The following is a 14,646-nucleotide window of genomic DNA, read 5'->3' on the forward strand; positions in this document are numbered from 1 at the left end:
AGGCTAGGGTGCAACGCACAAGCACACAATGCACCGTTGCGCATGAGGGTCGGGCAATGCCACTCTGCATCCATGTTCCGCGCCCTCACCCTCGCCGCTGCCCTCGCAACCGCCCTGCCCTCAGCACTCACAGCCGCAGGATGCGCAAGAGACGCGATGCTGGTCTTTGACGGCTCCGCCTCCATGGACGAGCTCAGCTTCGACATCTCGCGCAAGACCCGCATCGTGGACGCGCGGCAGGCGCTGCGCGACGCGCTGCCCGACATCACCCCCTTCCGCCGCGTGGGCCTTCTGACCTACGGCCCCGGCAGCAACGCAGACAGCTGCGCCAATATCGACCTCCGCTTCGGCCCTCGCGCCGATGCCGCCACCGACATCCTGACCGAAATCGACGCGATGCAACCCAAGGGGCTGACGGCCCTCGCCGCCTCCGTCCGCGCGGCAGCAGACGCGCTCGACTACCGCAACCGATCCGGCATCGTCGTGCTGGTGACAGACGGTAATGAGACCTGCGGCGGACGGCCTTGCGCGCTTGGAACAGCACTCGCGTCCGAGGCCAAAGACCTCACCGTCCACGTCATCGGCTTCCAGGTGGTCGTGGACTTCTTCAGCTGGGACAACCCGGAACAGGTGGACGTGGGCGCAGGCAACACGGTGGCCAAATGCCTCGCGGACCGGACAGGTGGGCTCTACGTCTCGACAGAAACGGTGGACGAACTCGCGGACGCGCTGCGCGCCACGCTGGGCTGCGCTCTGATCGGATCAACCACCCCCAGGCGCACAGTATCGTAGGCACTCAAACGAAAACGCCCCACCAAAAGGCGGGGCGTTCAAAGTCTGTCATCCGGCACAGCGCCAGACAGCCGGGGCGTTTAGCCCTTCTCTTCGATGATCTCGACCAGGTGCGGGATTTTCCGGACCATGCCGCGGACGGAAGGCGTATCTTCCAGCTCACGGGTCTTGTGCATCTTGTTCAGGCCCAGGCCGATCAGGGTCGCGCGCTGGTCTTGCGGACGACGGATGGGCGAGCCGATCTGTTTGACGACGATTGTCTTTGCCATCTGTCTCAGGCCTCCTCAGCCACTTGGCTTTGCTCGGACGGCGCTTCGTCCCGCTTGGGCAGGATGTCAGCGACCTTCTTGCCACGACGCTGGGCAACGCCACGGGGGCTTTGCTCTTTCTTCAGACCGTCGATGGTGGCCCGGATCATGTTGTAGGGGTTGGCCGAACCGATGGACTTCGACACAACGTCTTTGACGCCCAGCATCTCGAACACGGCACGCATCGGACCACCGGCGATGATCCCGGTACCCTCAGGCGCGGTGCGCATGACGACCTTACCGGCGCCGTGACGGCCTTCCATGTCGTGGTGCAGCGTGCGGCCTTCGCGCAGTTGCACGCGGATCATCTGGCGCTTGGCTTGCTCGGTGGCCTTGCGAATGGCCTCGGGGACCTCTTTCGCTTTACCTTTGCCGAAACCGACGCGGCCCTTCTGGTCGCCCACAACGACGAGCGCGGCGAAACCGAAGTTCTTGCCACCTTTCGTTGTTTTCGACACGCGGTTGATCGCAACCAGGCGATCTGCAAATTCCGGTGCCTCGTCGCGGTCGCGACGGTTGCCCCGGCGGTTTTCACGTTCTGCCATCAGAACACATCCTTACTCAGGTGGCTTTCGCCAGTTTAACTCAATCCCAGTGAACCAAAGGCTCCCGGATCATCGGAGGGGCGGTGCCGCCCCTCACAGGGTCTTAGATCTTCAAACCACCTTCACGCGCAGCGTCGGCCAGAGCCTTCACCTTGCCATGAAAGAGGAAACCACCGCGGTCGAAATACGCTTCTTCCACGCCAGCTTTCTTCGCGCGCTCGGCAATCGCCGTGCCCACCTTGGTGGCCGCGTCGATGTTATTCTTGCCGACAACGCCCAGGTCCTTTTCCAGGGAAGAGGCCGAGGCGAGGGTCACGCCGTTCACATCGTCGATCAGCTGAACGCTGATGTTCTTGTTGGAACGGTGCACGCTCAGGCGCGCGCGGCCAGCGTTGACCTTGCGCAGTTTGTTCCGGACGCGCAGGCGGCGCTTGAGGAACAGGGTCCGTTTGCTGTTTGCCATCTGTCTGGTCCTTACTTCTTCTTACCTTCCTTGCGGAAGATAAATTCACCTTTGTAGCGGATGCCTTTGCCCTTGTAGGGCTCGGGCTTACGCCACTCGCGGATTTTCGCGGCCACTTCGCCAACCTGTTGCTGGTCGATGCCCTCGACCACAATCTCGGTCTGCTTGGGGGCAGTCACGGTGACACCCTCGGGCGCCACGAAATCCACGTCGTGCGACAGGCCCAGGTTCAGCTTCAGGGTGTTGCCCTGCATCTGCGCCCGGTAACCCACACCCTGGATCTCCAGCTCTTTCTTGAAGCCTTCGGTCACGCCGGTCACGCAGTTCTGCACCTGCGTGCGGGACATGCCCCACTGCTGGCGCGCGCGCTTGGACTTGCCGCGGGGTTCGATGGTGACAACGTTGTCTTCGACCTTGAGGGTCACGTCGTCGGTGGCGGTGAAGCTGCGGGTGCCCTTGGGGCCCTTCACTTCGATCGTCTGACCGGAGAGGGTGGCGGAGACACCCGAGGGCAGATCGACCGGTTTCTTACCAATACGAGACATCTGCTGTTCTCCTTAGAAGATCGTGCAAAGCACTTCGCCGCCAACATTCTGGCTGCGCGCGCTTGCATCCGACATCACGCCCTTGGAGGTGGAGACAATCGCGACACCGAGGCCCTGACGGACCTGCGGGATCTCGCCCACACCCATGTACACACGACGGCCGGGCTTGGACACGCGCTTCAGTTCGCGGATCACAGGCTCGCCTTCATAGTACTTCAGGCTGATTTCAATGGCCGGGTGGCCGTTTGCACCGGTGGTTTTCTCGAAACCACGGATGTAACCCTCGTCCGCCAGCACTTCCAGCACGCGCTCGCGCAGTTTCGACGCAGGCGTCTCAACCACGGATTTGCCGCGCATCTGGCTGTTGCGGATACGGGTGAGCATATCGCCGATAGGATCGTTCATGACTATCTCTCCCTTACCAGCTTGATTTCACAAGACCGGGGATCTGGCCGGCAGAGCCAAGCTCCCGCAACGCGATCCGGCTGATCTTCAGCTTACGGTAGTAAGCGTGCGGCCGACCGGTCAGCTGGCAGCGATTGTGAAGGCGCGTGGCCGAGCTGTTGCGGGGCAGTTTTGCCAGCTTCAGCGAGGCGCGGAAACGCTCTTCCATCGGTTTGCTTTCATCGCTGATGATCTCTTTCAAAGCCGCGCGCTTTGCCGCGTACTTCTTCACCAGCTTTTCGCGCTTCACTTCGCGCGCGATCATGGATTTTTTCGCCATATCTTGTTCTCCCGCGCTTACGAGTTGAAGGGCATGTTGAAGTGCTTCAGCAAGGATTTTGCTTCGGCATCGGTGTCGGCTGTCGTGGTGATCACGATGTCCATCCCCCAGGTCTCGTCGACCTTGTCGAAGTCGATCTCGGGGAAGACGATGTGCTCTTTCATGCCCATGGCGTAGTTGCCACGGCCATCAAAGGATGTGCCGGACACGCCGCGGAAGTCGCGGACGCGGGGCAGCGCGATGGTGATCAGACGGTCCAGGAATTCATACATGCGGTCGCCGCGCAGGGTAACCTTCGCACCCAAGGGCATGTCCTCACGCACGCGGAAGCCAGCGATGGACTTCTTGGCGCGGGTGGTCATGGCCTTTTGACCGGCGATGGCGGTCAGATCTTCCTGTGCGGATTTTGCTTTCTTGCTGTCTTTGACAGCTTCAGCGCCGCAACCGATGTTCAGAACGATCTTGTCCAGACGCGGGATCTGCATGTCGTTCTTGTAGCCGAATTCCTCTTTCAGGGCAGCGCGGATGCTGTCCTTGTACTGGGCCTTCAGGCGCGGGGTGTAGTTGGCTGTGTCGAGCATCAGATCACGTCCCCTGTTGTCTTGGCAAAGCGCACTTTCTTGTCTCCATCCATCTTGAAGCCCACGCGGGTGGGTTTGCCGTTGGAGTCGAGCAGCGCAAGGTTGCTAAGGTCGATCGGCATCGCCTTGGGGATGCGACCACCTTGGCTTTGCTGGGTCTGACGGGTGGCGCGGATGGCGATGTTGATGCCATCAACAACGGCCTTGTTCGCCTTGGGGTTCACGGAAGAAATGGTGCCTTCCTTGCCCTTGTCCTTGCCAGCGAGAACGACGACCTTGTCGCCTTTTTTCAGTTTGGCAGCCATATCACAGCACCTCCGGGGCGAGCGAGATGATTTTCATGAAGTTCTTGCCGCGCAGTTCGCGAACAACCGGCCCGAAGATACGTGTGCCAACGGGTTCGTTGTTGTTGTTCAGGATGACGGCGGCGTTGCGATCAAAGCGGATCGCGGTGCCGTCTTCGCGACGGACCTCCTTGGCGGTGCGCACGACGACGGCCTTGCGGACGTCGCCTTTCTTCACGCGACCACGTGGGATGGCTTCCTTGACCGACACGACGATGATGTCGCCCACGGATGCGTATTTACGCTTGGAACCACCCAGAACCTTGATGCACTGCACTCGGCGGGCGCCGGAGTTGTCAGCAACATCCAGGTTTGTCTGCATCTGGATCATTTGGTGTCTCCCGACCTTTGGGGGGCTGATGCGTTCGCCTGATCCCCAGGGTTTCGATTAATGCGGTTGGTGCGTTGGCTCATCCGGCCCCTTGGCCCGTCTTCGCGAAGACAGACCGTCAGGTCTGGATGAGCGCAGGCTTACGCCTCCAGCACCTCCCAGCGTTTTGTCTTCGATTTCGGCGCGCATTCGATGATGCGAACGGTGTCACCGACCTTGAAGGCATTCTTTTCATCGTGCGCCCGGTACTTCTTGGACTTACGAATGGTCTTTTTCAGAACCGGGTGCGTAAAGCGGCGCTCGACGGACACGGTGACTGTTTGTGCGTTTGCGTCGGAGGTCACGACGCCTTGCAGGATACGCTTTGGCATAGTGCTCTCCTTATTCTGCCGCGTTGCGGGCTTGTTCGTTGAGGATCGTCTTGACGCGCGCAGCATCCCGACGGACCGAGCGCAGACGCGCCGGGTTCTCAAGCTGACCTGTGGCCTGCTGGAAACGCAGGTTAAAGGCTTCTTTCTTCAGATTTGCCAGCTCATCACGCAGCTGGTCCGGGGTTTTATCCCGAAGTTCCTGGGCGTTCATCGCCTTTGTCCTTTCAACATCACGAGGGTGCGGCCCAACTGGGCGTGACACCGATTCCCGTGGAGTGGGTGAATAGAGGGGCCGTATATGGGGGCACCGGGGGTATGGCAACCCCTTTCCGGCAAAGAAAAACAGGGGTGCGCGGGACCGCCGCCATGCACACTATATATATGTCTCGTTGGGCTACGAGATACCACCACAACCGGGTGCCGCTCTCGTGCATTTGCTGACGCAAACACCCTGCCGCGCACTGGTTCCATATCGCGATCCACGATATGGAACCGACATGTCTCAAATCACATCCCTCTTCGCCACCCGCCTCTACCGCGCCCCCCTCTCCGAGTTCGCCCCCAAGGTCGACCCCGACGAGCTGGAACAGCATTGCTACGCCATCGCCGAGGATGACGAGGCCGGCCACGACTGGTGCGAACGCGAGGGCTATCCTGGCTACACCTCCTACGCCTCGCTCGACGACCTTCCCTGGCGCTTCCCGATCTTCGCGGATGTGGTCAAGGCGCTCGACGCCCACGTCGCCGCCTTCGCCAAGGCACTCGCCTTCGATCTGGGCGACAAGACACTCAAACTCGACAGTATCTGGATCAACATCCTACCCGAGGGCGGCATCCACACCAGCCACATCCACCCCCACTCCGTCATCTCCGGCACGACCTACGTGGCGATGCCCGAAGGCACGAGCGCCCTGAAACTCGAAGACCCTCGTCTGCCGATGATGATGGCCTCACCGGGTCGCACAAAAGACGCGCCCGAGGACCTGCGCCAATTCCACTACGCCAAACCGTCAGTGGGCGACGTGCTGCTCTGGGAAAGCTGGCTGCGGCACGAGGTGCCGATGAACATGGCCGAAGAGGAACGGGTGTCGGTGAGTTTCAACTACGGTTGGGAGTGAGGATCGAGATACCCCGCACTCCGTAGGGTGCGCATTCACTGCGCACCGCACGCGCCCGATCCAATCCACCGAGCCGCGCTATCGACAGGCCACGGTCTGTCGATCCAACGCCCATTCAGCAGCACTTTATGGCAGCCAAACACATCTTCCATTCGAGCGAAGCGCTGACATCACCCAATCGACAGGCCCGGGGGTGGCCTGTCGATTGCGCGGCGGCCTACGGCCTTGAGTCCGCGCCTAGTTTGCTGCTGACGCCCCTTCTGCATCAACAGTTCCTCAAAAAGCGAAGGCATTGACAAAAATGCGCACACAATATAAGCCTTTGGCTTATATTGTGTGAGTCATATATTACCTGTATAAGCTATTGTTTTTACAAAAATATTTTTTCATAGAGTAAGTTCTTAAACCATTTTTTTCATATTGCATCAGCGCTTGAGCCACCCATATTGGCGACATGAGCAACAAATTTACTGAAATAAATGCGCGAAGGGCAGCCATTGCCCAGCAAATCATAGATTTGCAAGAGGAGGATAGACTTTGGGATACAGCTTACAAAAAGCTGTATTTCAGAAGACACCTTCTACGCGATACAGACAAAATCGAACCAAGAACAGCAAAGAAGTTTGCTGCGCTTGGACTCGCGGCGGATGAAATAGAAACGCAAAAACAACGGAAGCAGTCTGGAGCGACGCTCAATCAGATTAAAAATGCAATTGCGTTGGTCATTGAGGCATTTCCGGAAAACACTCTCCGTTCATATCTGTCGAGGTTTAGATCAGAAGGGCGCCTTGAGTACCTGCAAAGTGGCTCCAAGTGGGCACTCCCAAGACCACGAAAGGACAAAAAAAATGGGTGCAATTGAGTTGAGCGCAACGATTGTAGGTGGCGTAGCATCCATCGTTTATTTGCTGTCGAAGTACTTCGAATGGCGGAAACAAAGTCGAAATGCAAAAAAGTAGCCCCCGACGCTCTCACGCCGGGGGCTTCTCAATTTCTGCCGGGTGCCGCTCTCGTGCATTTGCCTTTGGCAAATACCCTGCCGCGCACGGTCAGAGAAGATTTACCAATCTTCTCTGACGACAACCCGCGTCTTGATCGGCAGCTTCATCGCCGCCAGACGCAGGGCCTCACGGGCCACGTCATCATTCACACCGTCGATCTCGAACATCACGCGGCCGGGTTTGACCTTGGCCGCCCAACGGTCGACCGAGCCCTTACCTTTACCCATCCGCACTTCGATCGGCTTGGCGGTCACAGGCACGTCGGGGAAGATCCGGATCCAGACCCGGCCCTGACGTTTCATGTGACGTGTCATCGCACGACGTGCAGCTTCGATCTGACGGGCGGTGACCCGCTCGGGCTGCAGCGCTTTCAGGCCGTAGGTGCCAAAGTTCAGGTCAGACCCGCCCTTTGCCTTGCCCTTGATCGAGCCTTTGAACTGCTTACGGAACTTCGTACGCTTTGGTTGAAGCATCTCTACTCTCCTTTAGCGACGGCCACCGGCGCCACGGGGGGCCGGACCGTCCTGGAGTTCCTGGGCCTTGCGGTCGCGGGCAGCCGGATCGTGCTCCATGATCTCACCTTTGAAGATCCAGACCTTGATCCCGATGATCCCGTAGGGGGTCATCGCTTCGGCGTGGGCGTAATCGATGTCCGCCCGCAAGGTGTGAAGAGGCACACGGCCTTCGCGGTACCACTCGGTGCGGGCAATCTCTGCCCCACCCAGACGGCCGGCAACGTTCACGCGGATGCCCAGGGCACCCATACGCATGGCGTTCTGCACGGCGCGCTTCATGGCACGGCGGAAGGACACACGACGCTCGAGCTGCTGCGCGATGCTCTCGCCCACCAGTTGCGCGTCCAGCTCGGGCTTGCGAACCTCAACGATGTTGAGGTGCAGCTCGCTCTCGGTCATCTTGGCCAGCTTCTTGCGCAGCACTTCGATGTCCGCGCCTTTCTTGCCGATGATGACACCGGGGCGGGCTGTGTGGATCGTGACGCGGCACTTCTTGTGCGGACGCTCGATGATCACACGGGCCACACCGGCCTGCTTGCACTCTTTGTTGATGAACTCACGGATTTTAAGGTCTTCCAGAAGAAGGTTCCCGTAATCCTTGGTGTCGGCGTACCAGCGGCTGTCCCAGGTGCGGTTCACCTGCAGGCGCATGCCGATCGGATTGACTTTCTGACCCATCAGGCTTGCTCCTCTACCTGGCGCACTTTGATCGTGATCTCGGCGAACGGCTTGATGATCTTGCCGAAACGACCGCGGGCACGCGGGCGACCACGTTTCATGGTGAGGTTCTTGCCAACCCAGGCTTCCGCCACGATCAACTCGTCCACATCCAGGTTGTGGTTGTTTTCTGCGTTGGCGATGGCCGATTGCAGGCACTTCTTGACGTCCTGCGCGATCCGCTTCTTGGAAAAGGTCAGGTCCGTCAGGGCCTTATCCACCTTCTTGCCACGGATCATCTGGGCAACCAGGTTCAGCTTCTGCGGAGACGTGCGCAGCATGCGCGTCTTCGCCATCGCCTCGTTGTCCGCCACGCGGCGGGGGTTCTTATCCTTGCTCATTTGCGCTTCGCCTTCTTGTCAGCGGCGTGACCGTAATAGGTCCGCGTGGGCGAATATTCACCGAACTTCTGGCCGATCATCTCTTCGGTCACGTTCACGGGAATATGCTTCTGGCCGTTATACACACCAAAGGTCAGACCCACGAACTGGGGCAGAATGGTGGACCGACGGGACCAGATCTTGATGACTTCGTTGCGTCCCGACTCGCGGGCCGCTTCCGCTTTCTTCAGCACATAGCTGTCGACAAACGGGCCTTTCCAAACAGAGCGTGCCATATCTTAGCGCCCCTTCTTCTTGGCGTGACGCGAGCGGATGATAAGCTTCTGCGACGCTTTGTTCTTGTTGCGGGTCCGCGCACCTTTGGTGGGCTTGCCCCAGGGCGACACGGGGTGACGACCACCCGAGGTCCGGCCTTCACCACCACCATGGGGGTGATCGATCGGGTTCATAACCACACCACGGACAGACGGACGAATGCCCTTGTGGCGCATACGGCCCGCTTTACCGAAGTTCTGGTTCGAGTTGTCGGGGTTCGACACGGCACCCACGGTGGCGCGGCATTCCTGACGGACCAGACGCAGCTCGCCCGAGCTGAGACGGATCTGGGCATAGCCACCGTCACGACCCACGAACTGGGCATAGGTGCCGGCAGCACGCGCGATCTGACCACCCTTGCCGGGCTTCAGCTCGATGTTGTGCACGATTGTCCCGATGGGCATGCCGGAAAAGGGCATGGTGTTGCCGGGCTTGATGTCGGCCTTCAGGCTCGACACGATCTTGTCGCCCACAGCCAGACGCTGGGGCGCCAGGACATAAGCCTGCTCACCATCTTCATATTGCACGAGGGCAATGAACGCGGTCCTGTTGGGGTCGTATTCGATGCGCACGACGGTGGCCGTGACGTCCATCTTGTTCCGTTTGAAATCGACGATCCGATAGAGGCGCTTTGCCCCGCCGCCCTTGCGGCGCATCGTGATCCGTCCGGTGTTGTTGCGGCCACCATTCTTGGTGAGACCTTCGGTCAGCGCCTTGACGGGGCGCCCCTTCCACAGCTCCGAACGGTCGATCAGAACCAGCCCACGCTGGCCCGGCGTCGTCGGCTTGTACGACTTGAGTGCCATGTTACTGTCTTCCGTTTTGCTAAACGACGATGGGTGCGATCACCCCCGCCTATGGTTAAAGGCCCCCGAAGGTGCCCGAGTAGTGCGTCCGGTCCGGCGGATGACGCATCCGCCTTACGAACAACAGCAAAGCCCCGGACGAATCCGGGGCGGTGCAGATGGGGTCGTTTAAGACACTGCGTATGTACGGTCAAGCGCACCCAAAAATAAAACGCTGGCGAGGCCATCCGCACTGTTGTCCGTCGCCAAACGACAGAGGAGCGCGCGCAAACAAAGTCCGCGCAAATACCCGCTGCTCGTCGAACCCGTGGTTGCAGTGGATCTGGGTTCCCGCAATAGTGGCCGTATATTTATACCATTGATAGCAAGGTGCTCCTTCCATGGCTGATAAAAATCTGTCCGGCTTGGCTTGGTTCAAGGCAAATCAATCGAAATACCCCAACAGCAACAAGATCTCGGCCCTTGCCAGCGGGTTCAAAACAAGCGTCCAGGCGTTTGAAAAGGCGCTCAAAGCAGCCGGGGCAACGATCATCGTGTCCAGCACGAAACGCAACAAGTCGCGGGCATACATCATGCGCTATGCCTGGGATGTCGCAAATAAGAAAACGGCGCCAGACAAAGTCCCGAAAATCACAGGGGTCGATATCAACTGGGATCATGGCGATGCAGCCAAGAGCATTAAAGCAGCCAAGGAAATGATCGGATCCAGCGGCTTTAACATTGCGTACAAGCCCAGCCTGACCAGCCGCCACATCGAAGGCAAGGCGATCGACTGGACGATCAAGTGGAACAAGGAACTCAAAATCAAGGACAAGAAAGGCAAGGAGGTGGTGATCAAGTCATCGCCCAAGTCGGGACAGAACAAAGAGCTGCATGCCGTTGGCAAAACCTATGGCGTGGTGAAACTTGCCTCGGACCCGCCACACTGGTCCACGGACGGCAGATGATGCGCCGATTTGTACTTGTGGCAGCACTGGCTGTCGGGCCAACCAGCGCTGCCGCCGATCAAACAACGCCTGTGTCCGTCGTCCATATCAATGACATATCGGTGACGCCCGAACAGGTAGAAGGCGTTACACCGGTTGCCAACGGCGTGGGGGCATTGGTTCTTTTGGGGGCGGGCGACACGCCCGCACAGATCGTGCCAAATCTCATACTGTCCGAAGGAGGGCGGTTCACTCTGTCACCTCAACAGGCAGAGCAGCTGTCGGGACGGGTCGGCGTAATGCTCCCAATGCACGACGGCATGCCGGTGATCACATTGTCGGACATCGACACACTTGACGTGGACTTGACAGGTAACGGCGTCCAGGATTCCGTTTCATTTTGCCTGACCGGATCGTCGGCGCAGATCACGGCGCAATCTGGCACAACCGGACAAGAGCTTTGGGGACACAGCATCTCGCTCAGCTACGATGTAGAGGCCACCTGCGACTAACGGGGCGCGCGGCGAAGCATGCAAGCGCGCTTTTTCTCGGACGACGCGGCGATCGGGGAGATCGGGGAGATCTGCCCCGCTACCCCCGCCCACGATAGGACGGCACTCCTTGATCCGGGATCCACACGCCCTCCGGCATCTCCCCCGTCTGCCAGAACACATCAATCGGAATGCCACCGCGCGGATACCAGTACCCCCCGATCCGCAACCAAGCGGGCTCCAGAAAATCCACCAACCGCCGCGCAATGGAAATCGTGCAATCCTCGTGAAACGCCCCGTGATTGCGGAAGGACGTCAGGTACAGCTTCAACGACTTACTCTCCACCAGCCACTGCCCCGGTACATAGTCGATCACCAGATGGGCAAAGTCGGGCTGCCCCGTCATCGGGCACAGCGACGTGAACTCCGGCGCCGTGAACCGCACGTTATAGGCCACGTCGGCCTGCGGGTTCTGCACCCGCTCCAGCTCCGCCTCCTCGGGGGAGGATGGCTGGACCGTCGCCCCGCCCAATTGCTTGAGATTACTGTAGATCGTCTCGGACATGCGTGTTTCCTCTCTGGACGGGGCGGCACCATCAGGCGGCCCCATATGCTGTCTTTATTTCTGCGGCACCCTAGCGATGACACGATCCAGATCAAAGCGGGGGGCGGAAAAATCGGGCATCCTGCGCGCAGATCAGCAAAACAGGACCCACTATGCCGAAATCCAAGCCCGACCCCGCAAAAGTCACCCCCGCAACAGCGCCCCTGACCGCGTTCAATCCCGTCGCAGCACAAGCGTGGATGGAGATGACCTCCGCCTGCAGCACTTTCGCCCTCGACCGGATGCAAAAGGCGCTCGCCGCCCAACAGGCCATGATGACCTGCACCTCGCCCGCAGCACTGATGCAGGTGCATTCGGACTACTGTCGCGATGCCGCCCAGGACTATTCCGAACAAACGGCCCGCATGATGGCCCTGATGACCAGCGCCACGGGCCAACGCGCAGCCGACGGCACCTCGCCCTTTTCCCGCAAATATGACGACGTCCCGCTCTAGGGTCGCGCGGGCCAAAACCCTAACAAATCCCTAATGCGCCGCTGTAACCCGTTGATTTCAGGCAAGCCCGCGCGCGTCCCACCATGGGACAACGAAAAACCCCGACCGCAATCGCAGCCGGGGTTCATCAATCTTTCCGTAAGGCAGGGCTCACCCCGCCCCGCCGATCAAAGACCGGTGGTCACGTCGATCGTGTTGCCTTCTTCCAGCGTGACATAGGCCTTTTTCACGTCCTTCCGCTTGCCCAACTGGCCGCGGAAACGCTTGACCTTGCCCTTCGTGATGGTCGTGTTCACGGCCTTCACCTTCACACCAAAGAGCGCCTCAACGGCCTCCTTGATCTGGGGCTTGTTGCTGTCCATCGCCACTTCAAAAACGATCGCGCCATTCTCGGACGCCATGGTCGCTTTCTCCGTGATGATCGGCTTGCGGATCACGTCGTAATGTTCTGCCTTGGCACTCATTTCAAACGAGCCTCCAGTGCTTCGACACCCGCCTTCGTGATCACCAGGGTGTCACGCTTCAGGATGTCATATACGTTTGCACCCATCGTCGGCAGGATATCCAGACCTTCGATGTTGCGCGATGCCTTCAGGAAGTCCTCGTTGACCGAAGCCCCATCAATCACCAGCGCACGCTTCCAGCCCAGGTCCTTGACCTGCTTAGCCAGGGCGGCGGTTTTGCCCGCGGCAGCCGCATCCTCAATGATCACCAGCTCGCCTGCCTTGGCCTTGGCCGACAGCGCGTGCTTGAGACCAAGCTTGCGGAACTTCTTGGGCAGGTCGTGGCCGTGCGAACGGGGCGTCGGACCCTTGTAGATACCACCCTTGCGGAAGATCGGCGCGTTGCGGTCACCGTGGCGCGCGCCGCCGGTGCCCTTCTGGCGATAGATCTTCTTGGTCGAGTAGCTGGTTTCCGAGCGCGTCTTGACCTTGTGGGTGCCAGCCTGCGCATTGTTGCGCTGCCAGCGGACCATGCGGTGCAGGATATCGGCGCGGGGCTCGAGACCAAAGAGGTCCTCGCTCAGCTCGACAGACCCGGCTTTGCCGCCGTCCAGTTTGATGACGTCGAGTTTCATTATTCGTCACCTTCTTTCGTAGCTTCATCCGCCGCGGGCTCCGCCTTCTGAGCGGACCGCAAAGCAGCCGGAAGAACAGCGTTTTGAGGGAACGGCTTTTTGACCGCGTCCTTGACTGTGACCCAACCGCCTTTCGATCCGGGCACGGCACCCTTGATCATGATCAGACCACGGTCGCTGTCGGTGCGCACAACCTGAAGGTTCTGCGTGGTCACCTTTGCGGCCCCCATGTGACCTGCCATCTTCTTGCCTTTGAACACCTTGCCGGGGTCCTGACATTGGCCGGTCGAACCGTGCGAACGGTGGGAAATCGACACACCGTGCGAGGCGCGCAAACCACCGAAGTTGTGACGTTTCATGGCACCGGCAAAGCCTTTACCAATCGACGTGCCGGTGACGTCCACAAACTGACCTTCGAAGTAGTGATCAGCAATGATCTCTTCGCCAACGTCGATCATGTTGTCTTCGGTCACGCGAAATTCGACCAGCTTCCGCTTGGGTTCGACTTTCTGGGCGGCGAAGTGGCCGCGCATGGCCTTGGACACGCGCTTGACCTTGGGGGTCCCGGCGCCAAGGGTCACGGCGGTGTAGCCGTCCTTGTCCGAGGTCCGCTGACCGACAACCTGCAGGGCGTCGAGTTGCAGCACGGTGACGGGCACTTGCTTGCCGTCTTCCATGAACAGGCGGGTCATCCCCACCTTCTTTGCGAGAATTCCAGAGCGCATATTCTATACCCTCCTTACGACTGCAGCTTGATCTCGACATCCACACCAGCGGCGAGGTCGAGCTTCATCAGCGCGTCCACGGTCTGGGGGGTCGGATCGACGATGTCGAGAAGACGCTTGTGCGTGCGGATCTCGAACTGATCGCGGGATTTCTTGTCGATGTGCGGGCCGCGCAGAACGGTGAACTTTTCGATCTTGTTCGGCAGCGGGATCGGGCCGCGCACGGACGCACCGGTGCGTTTGGCGGTGTTGACGATTTCCTGCGTGGACGCGTCCAGCACACGATAGTCAAACGCCTTCAGCCGAATGCGTATGTTTTGGCTTTGGATGGCCATTGTCGTGTTCCCTTATTCGGGCTTCCAACGGAGAGGAGGGGTCTCGACCACCGACACCCCTCGTCGCGTCTTTGTTGTCGGGGGTGCCGGGCATAGCCCGGTGCACCCAGTGTGTGGCAATTGCTTTTGCATGCAAAAGCAATGAGAACAGCACCCGGCAGAAAATCTGGGCGCTGCTCGCCGTAAGCTTATTCTGTGATTTTCGACACCACGCC

The 14,646-nt window shown here is 59.6% G+C and carries 27 protein-coding genes; 6 read left to right on the top strand and 21 right to left on the bottom strand.

Annotated elements, in window-relative coordinates:
- Positions 1-42 precede the first annotated feature (42 nt).
- The gene (locus RA29_RS18140) at positions 43-792 is read left to right on the top strand and encodes a VWA domain-containing protein (RefSeq protein ID WP_241462645.1); all 750 of its coding nucleotides are present in this window, start codon (positions 43-45) and stop codon (positions 790-792) included.
- An 80-nt stretch (positions 793-872) separates the two neighbouring features.
- On the opposite strand, the gene rpmD is transcribed toward RA29_RS18140, so the two are convergent.
- The 11 genes from rpmD to rpmC all read right to left on the bottom strand — a co-directional run bounded on the left by rpmD (position 873) and on the right by rpmC (position 5,215).
- Positions 873-1,061, bottom strand: coding sequence for a 50S ribosomal protein L30 (gene rpmD, locus RA29_RS18145; RefSeq protein WP_039688595.1), 189 nt, complete (start codon positions 1,059-1,061; stop codon positions 873-875).
- A 5-nt stretch (positions 1,062-1,066) separates the two neighbouring features.
- Positions 1,067-1,645 (bottom strand): 30S ribosomal protein S5, encoded by a 579-nt coding sequence (gene rpsE / locus RA29_RS18150; RefSeq protein WP_039688597.1) that lies wholly within the window; start codon positions 1,643-1,645, stop codon positions 1,067-1,069.
- A gap of 103 nt (positions 1,646-1,748) precedes the next feature.
- The gene (gene rplR, locus RA29_RS18155) at positions 1,749-2,108 is read right to left on the bottom strand and encodes a 50S ribosomal protein L18 (RefSeq protein WP_039688599.1); all 360 of its coding nucleotides are present in this window, start codon (positions 2,106-2,108) and stop codon (positions 1,749-1,751) included.
- 11 nt (positions 2,109-2,119) lie between these two features.
- On the bottom strand, positions 2,120-2,653 hold the full coding sequence (rplF, locus tag RA29_RS18160) for a 50S ribosomal protein L6 (RefSeq protein WP_039688602.1): 534 nt from the start codon (positions 2,651-2,653) through the stop codon (positions 2,120-2,122).
- Between the two features lie 12 nt (positions 2,654-2,665).
- Positions 2,666-3,058 (bottom strand): 30S ribosomal protein S8, encoded by a 393-nt coding sequence (gene rpsH, locus RA29_RS18165; RefSeq protein ID WP_039688604.1) that lies wholly within the window; start codon positions 3,056-3,058, stop codon positions 2,666-2,668.
- Positions 3,059-3,071: 13 nt separating this feature from the next.
- The gene (gene rpsN, locus RA29_RS18170) at positions 3,072-3,377 is read right to left on the bottom strand and encodes a 30S ribosomal protein S14 (RefSeq protein ID WP_039688606.1); all 306 of its coding nucleotides are present in this window, start codon (positions 3,375-3,377) and stop codon (positions 3,072-3,074) included.
- A 17-nt stretch (positions 3,378-3,394) separates the two neighbouring features.
- The gene (gene rplE, locus RA29_RS18175) at positions 3,395-3,958 is read right to left on the bottom strand and encodes a 50S ribosomal protein L5 (RefSeq protein ID WP_039688608.1); all 564 of its coding nucleotides are present in this window, start codon (positions 3,956-3,958) and stop codon (positions 3,395-3,397) included.
- On the bottom strand, positions 3,958-4,263 hold the full coding sequence (gene rplX / locus RA29_RS18180) for a 50S ribosomal protein L24 (RefSeq protein WP_039688610.1): 306 nt from the start codon (positions 4,261-4,263) through the stop codon (positions 3,958-3,960). The genes rplE and rplX overlap by 1 nt, the downstream gene beginning before the upstream one ends.
- Before the next feature lies 1 nt (position 4,264).
- Positions 4,265-4,633: a 50S ribosomal protein L14 gene (rplN, locus tag RA29_RS18185; RefSeq protein WP_008757934.1), complete on the bottom strand. Its 369-nt coding sequence runs from the start codon at positions 4,631-4,633 to the stop codon at positions 4,265-4,267.
- A gap of 140 nt (positions 4,634-4,773) precedes the next feature.
- The gene (gene rpsQ / locus RA29_RS18190) at positions 4,774-5,004 is read right to left on the bottom strand and encodes a 30S ribosomal protein S17 (protein WP_008555996.1); all 231 of its coding nucleotides are present in this window, start codon (positions 5,002-5,004) and stop codon (positions 4,774-4,776) included.
- Between the two features lie 10 nt (positions 5,005-5,014).
- Positions 5,015-5,215, bottom strand: coding sequence for a 50S ribosomal protein L29 (gene rpmC, locus RA29_RS18195; RefSeq protein WP_039688614.1), 201 nt, complete (start codon positions 5,213-5,215; stop codon positions 5,015-5,017).
- Positions 5,216-5,501: 286 nt separating this feature from the next.
- Here rpmC and RA29_RS18200 point away from each other — a divergent pair, with 286 nt between their 5' ends.
- Together RA29_RS18200 and RA29_RS18205 are read left to right on the top strand one after the other, a co-directional pair.
- Complete coding sequence (locus tag RA29_RS18200) at positions 5,502-6,122, top strand: TIGR02466 family protein (protein ID WP_039688616.1); 621 nt, start codon at positions 5,502-5,504, stop codon at positions 6,120-6,122.
- A gap of 454 nt (positions 6,123-6,576) precedes the next feature.
- On the top strand, positions 6,577-6,984 hold the full coding sequence (locus RA29_RS18205; protein WP_039688618.1) for a hypothetical protein: 408 nt from the start codon (positions 6,577-6,579) through the stop codon (positions 6,982-6,984).
- A gap of 198 nt (positions 6,985-7,182) precedes the next feature.
- Here the strand turns inward: RA29_RS18205 and rplP are convergent, their stop codons facing one another.
- Genes rplP through rplB form a run of 5 tightly spaced genes read right to left on the bottom strand, consistent with a single transcriptional unit; the run spans position 7,183 to position 9,817 of the window.
- Entirely contained in the window at positions 7,183-7,596 is a 414-nt protein-coding gene (gene rplP, locus RA29_RS18210; RefSeq protein WP_039688620.1) for a 50S ribosomal protein L16, read from the bottom strand.
- A gap of 12 nt (positions 7,597-7,608) precedes the next feature.
- Complete coding sequence (gene rpsC, locus RA29_RS18215) at positions 7,609-8,316, bottom strand: 30S ribosomal protein S3 (RefSeq protein WP_039688621.1); 708 nt, start codon at positions 8,314-8,316, stop codon at positions 7,609-7,611.
- The gene (gene rplV / locus RA29_RS18220; protein WP_039688623.1) at positions 8,316-8,696 is read right to left on the bottom strand and encodes a 50S ribosomal protein L22; all 381 of its coding nucleotides are present in this window, start codon (positions 8,694-8,696) and stop codon (positions 8,316-8,318) included. Before rplV ends, rpsC begins: the two co-directional genes overlap by 1 nt.
- A complete protein-coding gene (gene rpsS / locus RA29_RS18225; protein WP_039688624.1) occupies positions 8,693-8,971 on the bottom strand; it encodes a 30S ribosomal protein S19 in 279 nt (92 codons plus the stop codon). Before rpsS ends, rplV begins: the two co-directional genes overlap by 4 nt.
- 3 nt (positions 8,972-8,974) lie before the next feature.
- Positions 8,975-9,817: a 50S ribosomal protein L2 gene (gene rplB, locus RA29_RS18230; protein ID WP_039688626.1), complete on the bottom strand. Its 843-nt coding sequence runs from the start codon at positions 9,815-9,817 to the stop codon at positions 8,975-8,977.
- Positions 9,818-10,197: 380 nt separating this feature from the next.
- On the opposite strand from rplB, the gene RA29_RS18235 reads away from it, so the two are divergent.
- Both RA29_RS18235 and RA29_RS18240 read left to right on the top strand, forming a co-directional pair.
- Positions 10,198-10,764, top strand: coding sequence for a hypothetical protein (locus RA29_RS18235; RefSeq protein WP_039688628.1), 567 nt, complete (start codon positions 10,198-10,200; stop codon positions 10,762-10,764).
- Complete coding sequence (locus tag RA29_RS18240) at positions 10,761-11,255, top strand: hypothetical protein (RefSeq protein WP_039688630.1); 495 nt, start codon at positions 10,761-10,763, stop codon at positions 11,253-11,255. The genes RA29_RS18235 and RA29_RS18240 overlap by 4 nt, the downstream gene beginning before the upstream one ends.
- 79 nt (positions 11,256-11,334) lie before the next feature.
- Here the strand turns inward: RA29_RS18240 and queF are convergent, their stop codons facing one another.
- The gene (gene queF / locus RA29_RS18245; RefSeq protein ID WP_039688632.1) at positions 11,335-11,799 is read right to left on the bottom strand and encodes a preQ(1) synthase; all 465 of its coding nucleotides are present in this window, start codon (positions 11,797-11,799) and stop codon (positions 11,335-11,337) included.
- A 152-nt stretch (positions 11,800-11,951) separates the two neighbouring features.
- Between queF and RA29_RS18250 the strand changes: the two genes are divergently transcribed.
- Positions 11,952-12,293: a phasin family protein gene (locus RA29_RS18250; RefSeq protein ID WP_039688634.1), complete on the top strand. Its 342-nt coding sequence runs from the start codon at positions 11,952-11,954 to the stop codon at positions 12,291-12,293.
- 167 nt (positions 12,294-12,460) lie between these two features.
- On the opposite strand, the gene RA29_RS18255 is transcribed toward RA29_RS18250, so the two are convergent.
- Genes RA29_RS18255 through rpsJ form a run of 4 tightly spaced genes read right to left on the bottom strand, consistent with a single transcriptional unit; the run spans position 12,461 to position 14,425 of the window.
- The gene (locus RA29_RS18255) at positions 12,461-12,757 is read right to left on the bottom strand and encodes a 50S ribosomal protein L23 (RefSeq protein WP_039688636.1); all 297 of its coding nucleotides are present in this window, start codon (positions 12,755-12,757) and stop codon (positions 12,461-12,463) included.
- The gene (gene rplD / locus RA29_RS18260) at positions 12,754-13,371 is read right to left on the bottom strand and encodes a 50S ribosomal protein L4 (RefSeq protein WP_039688638.1); all 618 of its coding nucleotides are present in this window, start codon (positions 13,369-13,371) and stop codon (positions 12,754-12,756) included. The genes RA29_RS18255 and rplD overlap by 4 nt, the downstream gene beginning before the upstream one ends.
- Positions 13,371-14,096 carry a 50S ribosomal protein L3 gene (gene rplC / locus RA29_RS18265; RefSeq protein ID WP_039688641.1) on the bottom strand — a complete coding sequence of 242 codons (726 nt, stop codon included), beginning with the start codon at positions 14,094-14,096 and terminating at the stop codon, positions 13,371-13,373. Before rplC ends, rplD begins: the two co-directional genes overlap by 1 nt.
- Positions 14,097-14,110: 14 nt before the next feature.
- A complete protein-coding gene (rpsJ, locus tag RA29_RS18270) occupies positions 14,111-14,425 on the bottom strand; it encodes a 30S ribosomal protein S10 (protein WP_039688718.1) in 315 nt (104 codons plus the stop codon).
- Positions 14,426-14,646: the final 221 nt, after the last annotated feature.

The sequence above is a fragment of the Tateyamaria sp. ANG-S1 genome (genome assembly GCF_000814025.1).
Lineage (GTDB): Bacteria > Pseudomonadota > Alphaproteobacteria > Rhodobacterales > Rhodobacteraceae > Tateyamaria.

Bases quoted from the DNA above. Each gene is read 5' to 3' on its own strand.
- rpsH (WP_039688604.1), bottom strand. From the start codon at position 3,058: ATGAACGATCCTATCGGCGATATGCTCACCCGTATCCGCAACAGCCAG.
- rplF (WP_039688602.1), bottom strand. From the start codon at position 2,653: ATGTCTCGTATTGGTAAGAAACCGGTCGATCTGCCCTCGGGTGTCTCC.
- rplD (WP_039688638.1), bottom strand. From the start codon at position 13,371: ATGAAACTCGACGTCATCAAACTGGACGGCGGCAAAGCCGGGTCTGTC.
- rpsS (WP_039688624.1), bottom strand. From the start codon at position 8,971: ATGGCACGCTCTGTTTGGAAAGGCCCGTTTGTCGACAGCTATGTGCTG.
- rpsC (WP_039688621.1), bottom strand. From the start codon at position 8,316: ATGGGTCAGAAAGTCAATCCGATCGGCATGCGCCTGCAGGTGAACCGC.
- RA29_RS18140 (WP_241462645.1), top strand. From the start codon at position 43: ATGAGGGTCGGGCAATGCCACTCTGCATCCATGTTCCGCGCCCTCACC.
- RA29_RS18250 (WP_039688634.1), top strand. From the start codon at position 11,952: ATGCCGAAATCCAAGCCCGACCCCGCAAAAGTCACCCCCGCAACAGCG.
- RA29_RS18255 (WP_039688636.1), bottom strand. From the start codon at position 12,757: ATGAGTGCCAAGGCAGAACATTACGACGTGATCCGCAAGCCGATCATC.
- RA29_RS18205 (WP_039688618.1), top strand. From the start codon at position 6,577: ATGAGCAACAAATTTACTGAAATAAATGCGCGAAGGGCAGCCATTGCC.
- rplC (WP_039688641.1), bottom strand. From the start codon at position 14,096: ATGCGCTCTGGAATTCTCGCAAAGAAGGTGGGGATGACCCGCCTGTTC.
- rplX (WP_039688610.1), bottom strand. From the start codon at position 4,263: ATGGCTGCCAAACTGAAAAAAGGCGACAAGGTCGTCGTTCTCGCTGGC.
- queF (WP_039688632.1), bottom strand. From the start codon at position 11,799: ATGTCCGAGACGATCTACAGTAATCTCAAGCAATTGGGCGGGGCGACG.
- rpmD (WP_039688595.1), bottom strand. From the start codon at position 1,061: ATGGCAAAGACAATCGTCGTCAAACAGATCGGCTCGCCCATCCGTCGT.
- rplB (WP_039688626.1), bottom strand. From the start codon at position 9,817: ATGGCACTCAAGTCGTACAAGCCGACGACGCCGGGCCAGCGTGGGCTG.
- RA29_RS18240 (WP_039688630.1), top strand. From the start codon at position 10,761: ATGATGCGCCGATTTGTACTTGTGGCAGCACTGGCTGTCGGGCCAACC.
- RA29_RS18200 (WP_039688616.1), top strand. From the start codon at position 5,502: ATGTCTCAAATCACATCCCTCTTCGCCACCCGCCTCTACCGCGCCCCC.
- RA29_RS18235 (WP_039688628.1), top strand. From the start codon at position 10,198: ATGGCTGATAAAAATCTGTCCGGCTTGGCTTGGTTCAAGGCAAATCAA.
- rplV (WP_039688623.1), bottom strand. From the start codon at position 8,696: ATGAGCAAGGATAAGAACCCCCGCCGCGTGGCGGACAACGAGGCGATG.
- rpsN (WP_039688606.1), bottom strand. From the start codon at position 3,377: ATGGCGAAAAAATCCATGATCGCGCGCGAAGTGAAGCGCGAAAAGCTG.
- rpsE (WP_039688597.1), bottom strand. From the start codon at position 1,645: ATGGCAGAACGTGAAAACCGCCGGGGCAACCGTCGCGACCGCGACGAG.
- rplN (WP_008757934.1), bottom strand. From the start codon at position 4,633: ATGATCCAGATGCAGACAAACCTGGATGTTGCTGACAACTCCGGCGCC.
- rpmC (WP_039688614.1), bottom strand. From the start codon at position 5,215: ATGAACGCCCAGGAACTTCGGGATAAAACCCCGGACCAGCTGCGTGAT.
- rplP (WP_039688620.1), bottom strand. From the start codon at position 7,596: ATGCTTCAACCAAAGCGTACGAAGTTCCGTAAGCAGTTCAAAGGCTCG.
- rplE (WP_039688608.1), bottom strand. From the start codon at position 3,958: ATGCTCGACACAGCCAACTACACCCCGCGCCTGAAGGCCCAGTACAAG.
- rpsQ (WP_008555996.1), bottom strand. From the start codon at position 5,004: ATGCCAAAGCGTATCCTGCAAGGCGTCGTGACCTCCGACGCAAACGCA.
- rplR (WP_039688599.1), bottom strand. From the start codon at position 2,108: ATGGCAAACAGCAAACGGACCCTGTTCCTCAAGCGCCGCCTGCGCGTC.